Annotated in this window: 17 protein-coding genes; 15 read left to right on the forward strand and 2 right to left on the reverse strand. The window is 64.9% G+C overall.

The window, feature by feature from the left end:
• Positions 1-10: 10 nt before the first annotated feature.
• The 9 genes from HPY32_RS21940 (at position 11) to HPY32_RS21980 (ending at position 6,664) form a co-directional block, all read left to right on the forward strand.
• Positions 11-886, forward strand: coding sequence for a hypothetical protein (locus tag HPY32_RS21940; protein WP_067595155.1), 876 nt, complete (start codon positions 11-13; stop codon positions 884-886).
• Entirely contained in the window at positions 778-2,520 is a 1,743-nt protein-coding gene (locus HPY32_RS21945; RefSeq protein WP_231951901.1) for a Gp37-like protein, read from the forward strand. Before HPY32_RS21940 ends, HPY32_RS21945 begins: the two co-directional genes overlap by 109 nt.
• Complete coding sequence (locus tag HPY32_RS21950) at positions 2,517-2,915, forward strand: phage gene 29 protein family protein (protein ID WP_082871781.1); 399 nt, start codon at positions 2,517-2,519, stop codon at positions 2,913-2,915. The genes HPY32_RS21945 and HPY32_RS21950 overlap by 4 nt, the downstream gene beginning before the upstream one ends.
• Before the next feature lie 102 nt (positions 2,916-3,017).
• A complete protein-coding gene (locus HPY32_RS21955) occupies positions 3,018-3,845 on the forward strand; it encodes a peptidoglycan recognition protein family protein (protein ID WP_082871780.1) in 828 nt (275 codons plus the stop codon).
• Positions 3,846-3,881: 36 nt separating this feature from the next.
• Positions 3,882-4,082, forward strand: a complete 201-nt coding sequence (locus HPY32_RS21960) for a hypothetical protein (protein ID WP_067595153.1) — start codon at positions 3,882-3,884, stop codon at positions 4,080-4,082.
• 6 nt (positions 4,083-4,088) lie between these two features.
• Entirely contained in the window at positions 4,089-4,385 is a 297-nt protein-coding gene (locus HPY32_RS21965; protein WP_156674769.1) for a hypothetical protein, read from the forward strand.
• Between the two features lie 52 nt (positions 4,386-4,437).
• Positions 4,438-5,094 (forward strand): hypothetical protein, encoded by a 657-nt coding sequence (locus tag HPY32_RS21970; RefSeq protein ID WP_067595149.1) that lies wholly within the window; start codon positions 4,438-4,440, stop codon positions 5,092-5,094.
• 3 nt (positions 5,095-5,097) lie between these two features.
• Positions 5,098-5,451, forward strand: a complete 354-nt coding sequence (locus HPY32_RS21975) for a hypothetical protein (RefSeq protein WP_067595146.1) — start codon at positions 5,098-5,100, stop codon at positions 5,449-5,451.
• Positions 5,429-6,664, forward strand: coding sequence for a hypothetical protein (locus HPY32_RS21980; protein ID WP_156674767.1), 1,236 nt, complete (start codon positions 5,429-5,431; stop codon positions 6,662-6,664). The genes HPY32_RS21975 and HPY32_RS21980 overlap by 23 nt, the downstream gene beginning before the upstream one ends.
• An 89-nt stretch (positions 6,665-6,753) precedes the next feature.
• On the opposite strand, the gene HPY32_RS21985 is transcribed toward HPY32_RS21980, so the two are convergent.
• Both HPY32_RS21985 and HPY32_RS21990 read right to left on the reverse strand, forming a co-directional pair.
• Entirely contained in the window at positions 6,754-6,978 is a 225-nt protein-coding gene (locus HPY32_RS21985) for a hypothetical protein (RefSeq protein ID WP_156674766.1), read from the reverse strand.
• A 574-nt stretch (positions 6,979-7,552) separates the two neighbouring features.
• On the reverse strand, positions 7,553-8,359 hold the full coding sequence (locus tag HPY32_RS21990; protein ID WP_156674765.1) for a hypothetical protein: 807 nt from the start codon (positions 8,357-8,359) through the stop codon (positions 7,553-7,555).
• Between the two features lie 593 nt (positions 8,360-8,952).
• Here HPY32_RS21990 and thiO point away from each other — a divergent pair.
• The 6 genes from thiO (at position 8,953) to HPY32_RS22020 (ending at position 14,246) form a co-directional block, all read left to right on the forward strand.
• Positions 8,953-10,068, forward strand: coding sequence for a glycine oxidase ThiO (gene thiO / locus HPY32_RS21995; protein ID WP_067596272.1), 1,116 nt, complete (start codon positions 8,953-8,955; stop codon positions 10,066-10,068).
• Entirely contained in the window at positions 10,065-10,280 is a 216-nt protein-coding gene (thiS, locus tag HPY32_RS22000; protein WP_067595134.1) for a sulfur carrier protein ThiS, read from the forward strand. Before thiO ends, thiS begins: the two co-directional genes overlap by 4 nt.
• Before the next feature lie 22 nt (positions 10,281-10,302).
• On the forward strand, positions 10,303-11,070 hold the full coding sequence (locus HPY32_RS22005; RefSeq protein WP_067596271.1) for a thiazole synthase: 768 nt from the start codon (positions 10,303-10,305) through the stop codon (positions 11,068-11,070).
• 121 nt (positions 11,071-11,191) lie between these two features.
• Positions 11,192-12,124 (forward strand): ABC transporter ATP-binding protein, encoded by a 933-nt coding sequence (locus HPY32_RS22010; RefSeq protein ID WP_067595131.1) that lies wholly within the window; start codon positions 11,192-11,194, stop codon positions 12,122-12,124.
• Complete coding sequence (locus tag HPY32_RS22015) at positions 12,124-12,936, forward strand: ABC transporter permease (protein ID WP_067595128.1); 813 nt, start codon at positions 12,124-12,126, stop codon at positions 12,934-12,936. Before HPY32_RS22010 ends, HPY32_RS22015 begins: the two co-directional genes overlap by 1 nt.
• A gap of 365 nt (positions 12,937-13,301) precedes the next feature.
• Entirely contained in the window at positions 13,302-14,246 is a 945-nt protein-coding gene (locus tag HPY32_RS22020) for an adenylate/guanylate cyclase domain-containing protein (protein ID WP_373686656.1), read from the forward strand.
• Positions 14,247-14,249 lie beyond the last annotated feature (3 nt).

The raw sequence follows: 14,249 nt of genomic DNA on the forward strand, positions 1-14,249 counted from the left end.
GGGAAAGACCATGTCACGAGCAATCGTGGAGCTGGAGGGCTGCGACGGCAGCTGGTTCCGCATCGCCGGGCCGCGAATGGGCGAGCAAGGCGTCTGGCTGGGAACTGATGTCCAAGGCATTTACGACGCCCCGGTCAAGACGCTGTACCAGGCCCATGCCACGCAGATCGGTAGCGACTATCAGGCGACTCGCTGGTTGAGCCGAGACGTTGTTTTCGGCGTCCACATCGGGAATACGCCGTCGCGCTCCTGGCAGGAGAACGACTCGGCGTGGCGGAAGGCGTGGAGCTACAGCAAGGAATCGAAGCTGTGGATCACCACCGAGGATTCCACGCGATTCCTGCGGCTGCGGATGTCGGAGCAGCCGCAGTTTCACCCCGAGCACGACCCGCATCTGACGAAGATCGAAAAGGTCGTCATGACGTGCGTGGCGTCGACGCCGTGGTGGTTCGAAGCCGACGCCACCGACACCTTCGTTTCCAGCGGCCCGAGCGACAGCGGGTTCGTCACGGTCGCCAACCCGACCGACCAGGAGATCTGGTTGAAATGGGTTTGCCAGGGGCCGGGCCGCTGGATACTTCCCGACTTCTCGTGGGCCGATGAACGATTCCGCCGGGGAACGCTCGACGCGAATCGCCGGATCTCGCTCCCGAAACAAAACGATGGTCAGACGTTTCTCGTCGATACCGACCCATTCGAGGAGCAACTGCGCGACCCGTCGGGCACGCAGGTGTGGAGCCTCATGAACGGCGTCACCTTCGTATATCCGGTGCCTGCGTGGACGCCACCGACGAAGCTACCGGTGTCGGTGTCCGAATCGGCCGCCGGTGTCGGTATCCAGGTGCGCGCCGCGCGAACGTGGTCACGGCCCTGGGGCCTGCAATGAGCGTCGCAACGATCGATTTCGACGCCGCATTCGCTGAATTCATGACGGCCCGAGCTGTCGAACGACAGGCCCGATTGACACCTCCCTTGGTGCGTTTCTGGGACGGCAACTGGGATCTGCGCGGACGCGTCGAACGCATCATTACCGCGAACGTTGTCGAGAAGAACAACGAGACCGGAACCGCCGTGTTCACGCTCCCTCTCGACTACTACATCAGTGAATGGATCATCGATTTCGAAAACCGCACCGAGGTAATCCACTGCACCGTGGAAAAGGACGGGGTCAGGTGGAGCGGACGCATGGACGAGTTCGCCGTAGTAAAGATGGAAGACGGCTCGGACCATTTACGAATTGCGTTCAAGCATGATTTCGAAGAGTTAAAGAAGCTGATTGTTTTCCCCAATCCGTTTCTCGGTCCGGAGGTGCAATTTCCCCGATTATGGCTCGCGTTCGGGCCTGCTCGTTTCGTATGCAAATTGACAGCCCTGCTGAACGTAATGCGTGTCGAGGGACATTTCTGGCAGCTGCCCGACGACCCCTTAGACCCTGCTCAGTGGCCGATCGGTGGGCCTGACACGTGGTGGATGGTCGTCAAGCCCGACGCAATAGGCAACGACACGTCGCCGTTATCCCTGGTCCACGCCCGCATGAAATCCGTGCATGAGGCGACTAAATCGGTCTGCGAGGATGCGCAACTGACATGGACGTTCCGCCGCTTCCTGGAGGGCGATGAACCGCCCTGGCCGGGCGCGAACCTCCGCCATGGATGCCTTGTCATCGACTTGGAGGACAAGGGAAACCGCTTCGGCGAAACCAGTATGGGTGGCGATTTGTTCGGTGGTCTGATCCGGCAGAAGACCACGGTCGGCAACGACGGTATGACCGAGGGCGTCGACATCATCAAAGACCCCGATTTCCCCGCCGAATACAGCGATCCCAACTGGCAGGGAACCATGCCCCGCGCTCCCTGGGTGACCTATCGAGACGGCGTTCACACGGCGATTGCAACGTCCGAATTCTCCATGAAACCAGCAACGGCGGTGCAGATTGTTGCGGGCGGTCACAGTATGCCGTTCGTCAACGAAATCATCAGTCAGACGGTCCAAATGGTAGGCGACCTCACCGCCATGATTCCATTCACCCCGCCACTTGGCGGCGTGGCGGACGCAGTATTGAAGCCGATATACAGCGACACGCTCATGGCTTTCGGTGCGACGAAGATTCCCGGGCGCGCGGCCCGGCTCGGTCGAAATCACTTCAGGGAGCAGTTTCAGGAGGGCGCGGACCGTGCCTACACCCTCGGCTATCTGATTTCCCAGCGGCTGGGAGCCTTCAGTACTGAGCGGAAAATAGGTCACGAACTCACGGTGGTCGATGGTGCGCCATACAAGATCGGCCAACGGGGGCTCGGGCATTTCTACATCGGCGATCGAGTCGGCACGACCGTCCGGGGCATGCGGATCGGAAAGATCTTTGTCGATCAGGTTACCGAGGTAGGTTTGGAATGGAGCCGGGAGAAGGCGGCGACGTGGAAGATCACGCTCGGCCACCGTGAGCCCGCGGACCCGGTTATCCAAGCTTTCAAGAGATTGCAGGAAATATTGGGTGCATTGCATGATTTGGGGATGCTGTGAGCAGTGAAAATGACGAGGATGCGGTCAAGCAGGCTGAGATCGAGGCGTTGAAGGAAACCTTCTGGAACGTACCGGGAGTGGCTGGCGCGCCGATGGTTATTGCGCCAGCACTGGCGGAAACATTCGCGGTCCACCAGCACGAGCTAGGAGTGCGGGTCCATCAGGACTTGGCAGTGAAGAAGTTCATCGCACCATTTCGGGGTCCTCGCGACGCCTTCAACCCGAGCGGCCATTACGGAAGCATCGATGACCCGGCCCCACCGATTCCTGTAATCCCCAACATGCGGGAATACACCCCACAGGAGCTGGAAGTCATCGTCGGACAGCTCAAGGACATGGGTGTCGTCAACGACCCGGAACCGCCACGCGATGTCGCCTACGTGGTAACCGACTGATCATCTTTCGCGCCCGGCAAACCTCGTCAACAATCGTATCCAGATCCGTCGCCCACTCTGGAGCGGCGTCGAAAAGCAACGGAATAGTGATGAGGTGTTGCCATGGGGTGGTCTGGTGATCCGGTCTGGCTGGCGGATGTGCTGCGAGCCGAAGGACTGAACGTGATCGAGCATGACGGCTGGCGAGACCGCGGCCACGGCGACTTCGGTGATCTGCGTGGCGTCCTCTGTCACCACACCGCCGGGGGCGGCACGAACGATTGGAAGATCGTGCAGTACGGCCGCCCCGACCTGGAAGGCCCTCTCGCACAGCTGGTTCTGGAGCGTGACGGCACCTTCCGCGTGATCGCGGCCGGTGTCTGCTGGCACGCCGGGCGTGGTAGCTGGTCGGACTGGCCGACCAACAACGCGAACTTCCACACGATCGGCATCGAGGCTGTGAACAACGGTGTGGGCCAGCCGTGGCCTGCTGTGCAGCTCGACGCCTACCAGCGCGGCGTGGCCGCGATCCTGCGCCGCATCGGCCGCAATGCCGACGACTGCGCCGGACACAAGGAGTACAGCTCCGAAGGCAAGATCGACCCCGCTGGGATCGACATGAACGCATTCCGCCGCGATGTTCAGGCGATCATCGACCGGCGACCGACAACTGAAGATGGGAACACCGACATGGGTACTTGTGATGGCTGGGGCGCGCAGGTCGAAAACCTCACCGGGGACCGAGTCTCGCGTGAAGACATCCTCCGCTACACCGATCTGCACGTCACACAGATCCTGGACCAGCTCGGCGGCCTCGGCACCGCTCGCGGCGCAGGCTTCCCCGGCTGGCCACAGCTCGGCAACCGCACCGTCGTCGACACCCTGGCGGCGATCGGCGAAAAACTCGGCGTTGGCGGCTGCCACGACCCGAAGACCACCGAAACCACCTAACCGCTCGGTACACAACTGAATAGGACGAGGAAAGCCATGCTCACTTTCACCCCGGAAACCCGCTCATATGTCTACAAGATCGTGATTGCCGTGCTGCCATTGCTGGCCGCACTGCACGTGATCACCCCCGACTACGTGGACCCGATCCTCAACGTCGCCGAGGCCGTCCTGGGCATCGGTGCCGCCTCCGTCGCTGTGTCGAACGTGAGCCACGGACCCAAGGACCATAGGGGATAGCCGTTGTTGCCCGCGATCTTGGCGACCGCCGCCACCTTCATCTCGGCTATCGCGGTCGCCTTGATCACCTATTTCGGATCGAGGGTGCCGACCCTGGAGAGCCAGCGCTCCGACTTCAACGCCGTGCTGCAACCACTGCGTGACGAGCTGCGCGAACTCCGCGAACGGGTCGGCCACCTCGAAGCCGAACTACGGGTCAGCGACCGCAAATACCGACTCCTCATCGACTACGCTCGGCGACTGCTCAAGTTGTGCCCGGACCCGCTTCCCCCGGTGCCGCCCGAGATTGCCGACGACCTCTAACCCGGCTGACTTGAACCGTCAACCGCCCAATTGAATAGGAGCCGCGCATCCGATGACGATGCCCAATCAGAAGCCGCCGGACGGTGCCTTCGTCATCGGATCGCGCTTCGGCCAGGACATCACCGAGCAGTCCGCCAAGGCCGCCATGACCAACGGCGTCAAGGTCAGCTTCGGCAACAGCCAAGACGCCCACCACACCCAGTACAACGAGAAAATCGCCCACACCTACACCGTCGCCGTGTCAGCCAGCGGCTCCGCTGACAAAGCGCTCACGACGGCGCAGGCAGCGGCGAACACTGCCGCGTCGGCGGAACGGAAAGCAGACGTTGCCTACGTTGACGCCTCCTATTGGGAGGCTGAATGTGTGGTCGCGAGCGCCGAGGTTTTGTTAGGCGTGAATGAGTTGCTGATCGGTCTCGCCCAGAATGTGCCGCTGGGCAAGATGCGCAGAATTACCGATATTCACATCGCGTTGCTGACACAGCCCAACGGGGTCACGATCGAAACGAAGAAGTGGGACGCCAATGGCACGACAGCGACCGTGGTGCACACGGCGAAGCTCGGAGCGAACGTGACGCGGTGGAGTGCCCAAGTGGATATCCCAGTAGCGGATAAAGAGCGAGTATTTTGGAACGTCGCAGCCGTGCCCGGCTCCACGGCCCCGACTGTCCTTCAGATACTTGTTTTCGGATCTATTACCGAGGCGTGAGAAGTGAAGATCTTTGAATGCATCAAAAACGAGGCCACGAACGTCAGCATCACAAGCCTCTACCCGCACCAAGAGGCGCTATGGTGCGCCGCGTTCGAACGCGACTCTCTGGATTCCCTATTCGACATCACCCCCGCGGCCGAAGCGGTGCGGGTGATCGACAAGGCGATTGCCAAGTTCAACTCCGATCCCGATTCGCTACGCCCGCACCTGTCAGCTGACGATTGGCGAAAACTGCGCGGTAACCGTGATCTGCTGGAAAAGATGCGAGCGTTCATCATCGACTCTCCGGACAGCACAATCTCCGGCCCCATCCCAGACAAGGACCCGGACGATGAGCTTCCTCCTGCGTCGTAATCTTCCCTGGGCTTGGGCTGGTTGGCGCGACCTGGACGACGAGCACGCCCGGCCGGACGAGACGCCGATACAAAAGCCGTGGCGAAAAACAAACATGAATCGCACGGTCAATCTGATCAACAACCAGGTTGTCATCTCCGACTACTTGGAGACTCCGTTTCAGGTCGGCGGAGTCTCCTACGAACAGATGCCGTATACGCAGAACTGGGGTTGCGAGTTCGACCTGAATATCGACGGCAACATCATCCAAAGCCAATTCTTCGGCATGGCGATCTCTTCATCCTGGGCAAAGGTAGGTTTCACAGACCTTACCGAAGTTCCCATCCTCGCCGTCTGGCGGAATGCGGCATCGATCACCCAGAATCTCCGCATCATCGTCTATCACTCGCTGGCTGAAATCGAAACACTGTGGCAGTCCCCCAACCTCTCGCAGATGATGAACAAGGTCTGGTATCGGGTGAGAATCTGGATAGAGCGCGACAGATATCTCCGGGTCTTCATCAACGATGTTGTACGGTTCACGTTCTGGTTGCCGTCGCAGTACGCGGCAGGACCCAACCGGCGCGGTCTCAACTTCTTGAACCAGACCAGCGCCCCCGCCTACCTCAAGAATTTCATACTTTTCGACCGACCGGCCGATATCCAGACCGGTATCACATGGCATCGCGAAGTCATTTATGACGACTTCGAACGCCAAAACGGTCCGGTTGGCAACGGATGGACCCAATACGGCACGAATGCTGGTATCGTTTTTGGCCGATGGTCTTCGACAGGAACGGCTGACGGCTCCCGAGGAATCGTCCGCGACACCGGAGTCGCACACGGCGCACAGAGGGTCGAGGGCACGGTCCGCTACCCCAGCAGCTCGGCCGCTGTGAGTCTAGTCCTCCGCACCACAGCCGATGGAAATTCCGGCCTCGCCGTGAACGTCTTTTCCGATAAGGCATACATCTCGCTATTCACTGGAGGTTTAGCGAGCCCGATCTTCACCGACTACATTTCTGCTTCAGTCCCGATCGCTGACGGTGACCGTATTGCGTTCTGCGCCAACGGTGAAGGTGCTTGGCTAGAGATCAATAACAAGATTGAACTGATGACCAGCCTACTCGGCCAGGCTCCGGGAACTAATCCGATGGCAGGCGCTTGCGCGTCCCGTAGGCTTTTCAGCAATTCCGGATCATGGGATGACATCAGGATTCTCACCGCGCTCTGACGGTGCCTGTACGTCGGACTGGCCGGGCCGTACGGACGTCCTATATTGCTGCAAATCGGTTGGTTACGCCCACGGCCGACATGCGATCCTCAGCCCTGGAACGGGCTGTGGTCGAGGAACGTGGCGTATTCCACCCGGGTAGCCCCTGCCAGAGCGTCCAGATACTCACGCGTCGGTGCGACCCAGGCAGCCGGGAAGACCTTTCCGAACTGCCTCGCTGTTCCGTCGAGCACCCACTCGCCGCCGCACACGGTTACGTGATGCAGGTACCCCAGAATGCGCTCCTCGTGATCCATCCAACCGGCGACGGTCACCGTCCGTGCTGAAAATCCCTCCTGGACAGCCGCATCCGTCACTGCGGACGCACAACGCAAACAATCGCCATCCCGCGCAGCATCACGAGCAAACGGTGCCAGCACCGACCGCAACGCCATTTCGGGACTACCCTCGGCTGGGCCAACCATCCCGATACCTCCTGCCAGCCCTACTCGCCTCCCGCATTATCCGACGATCCTCACAACGGGCGAGTCACCTTTGAACCGGACAAGCTGGGTCACGGTTTCGGCCGGACCTACCACGATGTCCGGTGAGAGGTGGAGACCGGTCGAGCGGGGGGTACGCCGGGGACTTCGGTCCCCGGCGTCGCGTTCCCTGTCTTCGTATGCTGATCGAGACATAGTTCAGATACCTACCGCCGAAGTACTGGAGGCCGGGTATGCCTCCAGGGGAACAGCGCCCTGCACTCTGTCTTGCAGCGCGCCCTCCGGTGATGGTCCGAGGTGAACTGGAGACCACCCCGGCATCCACCGACTCTAGCGGCACACGCCCGCCGACAGCGGCCACAGTTACTTGTTCAGTTGTGGTGCTGGGGCTACCGGCCGGGCGCAGCTAAGCGGCAAGTGCCTCGGAGAGTTGGGTGATCTCGCGCTCCCGGCTGGCTTCCACTGCCGCCTCGCGAGTCCACGTGGACAGCAGCGAGGACACGAAGCCATGCAGGGCTACGGAGACGGCCAAGAGCGCGGGTACGGAACCGAACTGAATCGCCGCTAGCAGGTCACCGGCCAAGGCGTGGGGGAGAACGTTCAGCGCCACGGCCGCGACGAGCAGCAGGGCCTCGATGATGGCGAACGGCTTGCGGTTGAACGACTTGCCGAGGCGCATGCCTAGGGACGCGACGACCATGGTCACGACGATCGGCACGGTCACCATTGCCTCCATACCGAAGGCGAGCCAGGTGAGCGGGTCGGCGGTCCCGTGGGTCGTGACGGTCCGCTGGATGTTGAGGGCCGAGATACCGATGCCGACAGCGACCATGCCGTATAGCGCATAGTCGATGCGGGTCGAGATCTTCTTCGCCAGGGCGACCTTGCCGTACGGGCTGGTGATGCGCTTCTCGTCAGCAAGGGCCTTCGCCTCCCAGCGCTGCGCCTCGGCGTCCGCGCGGGCGATCTGGGCCTTGGTCCTACTCGCCTCTCCAGCCGCTTCGGCGGCCGTGCGGGCGGCGATGGTGGCGATGGAAAGTTGACGCGCGCAAAGCTCCTCAGCGAGCATGATGCGCTGGTCTGCCAGGTTCGCGGCAGCCTGGCCAAGCCGGGCCGAGACACTGGCGTCAGCGTCGTCGTTGATGCGCTTCACCAAGTCGGCGATGGACGACGGGGCGTCGGCGAGCAAGGGTGACTGTGACATGATTGTCATGCCGGGAAGCTCCATTCTTCTCGGTTCAAGCCCTTCGCTGGAGGACCAGTCCAGCGGAGGGCATTTTGTTGTGGCACTTCGCTTTCGAGTGGATGAGCCTCGGCGCGATCGGTAGTGCAATCGCGAGTTTGCCGCGTATCTGCAACGTCCGTCAAGGTGCGCTATTTCGGCTGGATCGACATCTACGCAGGTAGAGCGATAGCTGACTAGTGTCCAGGTTGAGCGTCAGGGAAGTGCGGCGAGGGCGGCGGGGGAGCTGCTAACCACCGGCTACTGCATTGACGGGAGCGTGGCGGCTGTAGGTACGCGGGGCGCTATTCCCAATTTTTCCCATACTGGGGTTCCGAGGGTGTGGACGCATCGATCCGGCGTCCCGCGGCATCGCCTGGCAGGCTGCCCGAAACGGAGGAAAAATCCTCTTTACCAGCTTGTATGCGCCATGCACCAGTCGGCCACTGGGGAGCGGGTCATCTTCTGATCGGTAGCCGCGCTATCGTTGGTAAGCGAAACAAGTGGACATCTCCGGCGCGAAGGCGGCCGCGCGGAGAGGCAATTCGGCGGTTCCCGGTCGGGAACCGAGCGAGGTGGAAGGTATGCGAAGTCTGGCCGTCGTGGGTGGGGGTGTGATCGGACTGGCGGTGGCGTGGCGCGCCGCCGAGGCGGGCTGGTCGGTCACCGTCATCGATCCCGCCGTCGGGCGGGGAGCCTCCTGGGTCGCGGGCGGAATGCTCGCCCCGCTGTCGGAGGGCTGGCCCGGAGAACACGAACCCCTGGAATTCGGCGCGGCCTCCCTGGCCCGCTGGCCCGGATTCGCCGCCCGGCTCGCGGCGGCGACCGGAATATCGGTCTTCGTCGCCGAACGAACCCTGACCGTGGCCCTGGACGCCGCCGACGCGGCCGACCTGCGCACCGTCGCCGAATTCGTCGGCGAGCGTGGGTACGACCTGCGGCTGCTGGACCGGGCGGGCGTGCGCGAGGTGCAACCGAATCTGGCCCGCACCGTGCGCGTCGGGCTGCTCTCGGTAACCGAAGCGGCCGTGGACAATCGGCTGGTGCTCGACGCCCTGCGCCGCTGCTGCGCCGCGGCCGGGGTGCGGGTGCGCGCCGAAGCGGTCGCCGATCTCGGCGAGCTGCCGCACGACCGGATCGTGCTGGCCGCCGGCGCCGCCTCCGCGCTGCTGCGCCCGGAGCTGCCGGTGCGCCCGGTGAAGGGCGAGATCCTGCGGCTGCGGCACCGCCCCGGTGTGCCGCCCGTCCCCGAACACGTGGTCCGCGCCCGGGTGCACGGCCGCGAGCTGTACATGGTTCCCCGCGCCGACGGAATCGTGGTCGGCGCAACGCAATTGGAGGCCGGTTTCGATACCGCCGTCACCGTCGCCGGGGTCCGCGACCTGATCGCCGACGCCGAGGCGATCCTGCCCGCGCTGGGCGAATACGAACTGGCCGAGGCGAATGCGGGCTCCCGCCCCGGCACCCCCGACAATCTCCCGCTGATCGGACCGCTCGACGAGCGGATCGTCGTGGCAACCGGCCACGGCCGCAACGGAATTCTGGACATCCCACTCACCGCCGACGCGGTGCTGGGTGTGCTGGCGGGCGAGCCGCTCGCCGAGGCGAAAGCCGCCGACCCCCATCGTTTCTCGACCATCCGCGGCCGGGTGACCAGCGAAAGAGTCACCGCCGCAACGACTTCAGGAGGTGCGCTGTGACGGCCACGATACCCGTGGGAGTGACCGTGAACGGCCGGGACCACGAGTTCGCCGAGCCGCCGACCCTGCGCGAGGTGCTCGAGCGCCTGGGACTGCCCTGCCGGGGCGTCGCGGTGGCGGTCGACGGCGCGGTGTTCCCCAGGTCGCGCTGGGACGAGCGGGTCGGTCGCGGCTGGGAGATCGAAGTACTGACCGCGGTACAGGGAGGGTAATGCGATGACAGTCATGGAACCGATGTCGGCGACGCTGGTGGAACCGCTGCGGATCGCCGACCGGGAATTCGGCTCGCGCCTGATCATGGGCACCGGCGGCGCGGACAATCTGGCCGTGCTCGAGGAGGCGCTGATCGCCTCCGGCACCGCGCTGACTACCGTCGCGATGCGCCGGGTCGACGCGCTCGGCGGCACCGGCGTGCTGGATCTGCTGCGCCGCTTGGACATCGAGCCGCTGCCGAACACCGCGGGCTGCCGCACGGCCGCGGAGGCGGTGCTCACCGCGCAGCTGGCCCGCGAGGCGCTCGAGACCGACTGGGTCAAGCTGGAGGTCGTCGCCGACGAGCGCACCCTGCTCCCCGACGCCATCGAACTGGTCGGCGCCGCAGAGCAATTGGTCGACGACGGCTTCACGGTGCTGCCCTACACCACCGACGATCCGGTGCTGGCCCGGCGGCTCGAGGACGCCGGTTGCGCCGCGGTGATGCCGCTGGGCGCGCCCATCGGCACCGGCCTGGGCATCGGCAACGCGCACAATATCGAGATGATCGTCGCCGCCGCCGGGGTGCCGGTGATCCTCGACGCGGGCATCGGCACCGCCAGCGACGCCGCCCTCGCCATGGAGCTGGGCTGCGACGCGGTGCTGCTGGCCACCGCGGTCACCCGGGCCCGCCGCCCGGAGCTGATGGCCGCCGCCATGGCCGATGCGGTCAAGGCCGGTTATCTGGCTCGCCGGGCGGGCCGGATTCCCAAGCGGTTCTGGGCCCAGGCGTCCTCCCCGGCGCGCTGATACCTCCCTCGATCAGGGGATTCCCAGGTCCGACTCCGGGTTTCGGTCATCCTCGAGGATGACCGGACACGCGACCTGTGAGCGATAGTGCGTGCGGCGATCATCGGCAAGACTTGTCGGCATGATCGAAGTGAAGGGTTTGACCAAGCGCTTCGGCCAGACCGTCGCGGTCGACAATCTGTCGTTCACGGTCCAGCCGGGGCAGGTGACCGGCTTTCTCGGCCCGAACGGCGCCGGTAAGTCGACCACCATGCGCATGATCCTGGGCCTGGATCGGCCCACCGCCGGTACGGCGCTGATCGAGGGTCAGCCGTACACGCGGCTGGATCGTCCGCTGCACACGGTCGGTTCGCTGCTGGACGCGAAGTGGGTGCACCCCAATCGCTCCGCGCGTTCGCATCTGCGCTGGATGGCGGCGGCCAACGATCTACCCCTGTCCCGGGTGGAGGAGGTGCTGCGCCTGGTCGGCCTCGCCGAGGTGGCCGACAAGAAGGCGGGCGGCTTCTCCCTGGGCATGTCGCAGCGGCTCGGCCTGGCCGGCGCGCTGCTCGGCGACCCGCCGGTGCTGCTGTTCGACGAGCCGGTCAACGGCCTCGACCCGGAGGGCATCCTGTGGATCCGCCGGTTCATGCAGCGCCTGGCCGCCGAGGGCCGCACCGTGCTGGTCTCCAGCCACCTGCTGTCGGAAATGGCGCAGACGGCCGACCATCTGGTCGTGATCGGCCGCGGCAAGCTGATCGCCGACACCGGCACCAAGGACTTCATCGACCGCGCCTCCGAGTCGACCATCCGGGTCCGCAGCCCGCAGCTGGACCAGCTGCGCAGCCTGCTCACCTCGGCCGGCATGACGGTGCGCGAGGACGACGGCCCGGCCCTGGTCGTGGTCGGCGAGACCAGCGATGCCGTCGGCAAGGTGGCCGGTGAGAACGGCATCACACTCTACGAATTGGCCCCGATGCAGGCGTCGCTCGAGGAGGCGTTCATGCGCATGACCGGAGGCGCGGTGCAGTACCACGCCGAGGGCCTGGACCAGTCGATGGGAGGTGCGCTCTGATGGGCGTGCTGGCAGCGGAACGCATCAAGCTCACCTCCACCAAGTCGCCGATGTGGTGCACCGCGCTGACCGTGGTGGCGGCGCTCGGCATCATCGTGCTGTTCAGCCTGATCCTCAACGCGGGCGCCGACGCGCACAACGGTCAGGCGGGCGGCGAGCCCGGCACCGGCGCGGGCGGCTACGCGGACAACTCGCTGGCCGGTATCGGCATCACCGGTGCGGCCCAGGGCATGCCGGGCTTCGGCTACATCCTGATCATGATCCTGGCGACGCTGGCCATCACCAGCGAATACCGCTTCGGGACGATCAAGACCACCTTCCTGGCGGTGCCGAACCGCACCACCGTGCTGGTGGCCAAGGCCGGTCTGATCGCGGCGTCGGCGGCGGTGCTGTCGGTGGTGCTCACCTTCCTCAGCTTCTTCCTGATGAAGGCCATCCTCTCCGCCGACGAGGGCCGCTATCTGAGCCTGAATCACAACCTGCACATCTTCTACGCGGTGCCGATCTTCGTGGCGCTGGTGGTGTTCCTGGCCGTCGGTGTCGGCGCGCTCATCCGCCAGTCGGCCGGTGCGCTGTCGCTGCTGATCGTGTGGCCGGTGGTCGTGGAACCCATCGTCGGCGCATTCGGCAAGTGGGGCCGCGAGATCCAGGTGTTCCTGCCCTTCCAGAACGCGGGCCGCTTCATCGGTAGCACCGATGGCGGCGGCCAGCCCTGGCACTGGGGTCAGTGGGGCGCACTGCTCTACTTCGCCTTCATCGTCGCTGTCGTCTTCGGCGCCGCGGTATACGTGGTGAACAAGCGCGACGCGTGAGACCTGCCCGCTCCCGGGCGCATTCCCTCGCCGCCCGGGACGGGGGCGCGGTCCCGTCGGGGGACCGCAGCACCCAGGGGTCACGCCGGCCACTGCCCGGCCGACGTGACAGCACCGGCCCGATGCGAACTCCTCGCATCGGGCCGGTGCGTTTTCGGGATCTAAACATCCTATTCGGAAATGGTCGGTTAACTGTGACTCACACCGCTTCCCCAGGGAAAAGGTGGTGGGTAGAGTCGCTCCAGCAACCACAGCGCTATCCATCGGCGGCCCCATCGATGTGCCCGCTCCGTCCGGTTGAGAGGTGCAACGTGGCGATCATTGCGGAACCACCCGGTGAGCGCGGGCTGAGATACGCTCTGGGCGTGAGCGAAACACCCTCCGGTGACGGCGAGAACGCGCGTCGCCCGGCCGGCGCGGACGACTCGCCGAGCCGGTCGGATGTGGTGATCCCGCTGACTCCCGTCGACGCCGAGGGCGAGCCCGAGTCCGGCGACGTCCGCCGCCCGAGCGGGCGGCTGCGGCCGGGTCAGCTGTCGGCCCTGATGGCCGCCGCGAATCAGCGGGCCGATCTGATCGGCGTGATCCGCCGGGCGCGCGAAAACCTGCCCGGCGACCCGGCTTTCGGCGACCCGCTGTCGGTGTCGGGTCCCGGTGGCCCGCGCGCGGTGGCGCGGGCGGCGGACAAGCTGGTGGGCGATTCGCCGAGCGCGGCGCGCGAGATCGGCCTGGGCGCCCTGCAGGTCTGGCAGGCGATGATGGAGCGCGTCGGCCGCGGCAAGGGCAGTCAGCAGGTGACGGTCATGTTCACCGATCTGGTGGCCTTCTCGAGCTGGTCGCTGTCGGCGGGCGACGAGGCGACGCTGGAGCTGCTGCGGCGGGTGGCCAAGGCCGTCGAGCCGCCGATCGCCGACCGCGGCGGCCAGGTGGTCAAGCGCATGGGCGACGGGGTGATGGCGGTGTTCGCCTCGCCCGACGGCGCGGTGCGGGCGGCGGTGGCCGCCAAGCAGCGGCTGGCCCGCATCGAGGTGCAGGGCTACAAGCCGCAGATGCGGGTGGGATTGCACACCGGCAGCCCGCGCGAACTCGGCGGCGACTGGCTGGGCGTGGACGTGACCATCGCCGCCCGCGTCATGGAGTCCGGCGGCAACGGCAACACCATGCTGTCCGAACCCACGCTGCTGGCCTTGCAGCCGGAGACGCTGGCCGAATTGGGTTGCAGCGCACGGCCGTACCGCAGAAGCTTCTTCGCGGCCCCGTTGAGCGGGGTACCGGAAGACCTACGAATTTTCCGCCTGGACGGCGAGTAGCAG

It is taken from the genome of Nocardia terpenica, assembly GCF_013186535.1.
In the GTDB taxonomy this organism is placed as follows: Bacteria; Actinomycetota; Actinomycetes; order Mycobacteriales; family Mycobacteriaceae; genus Nocardia; species Nocardia terpenica.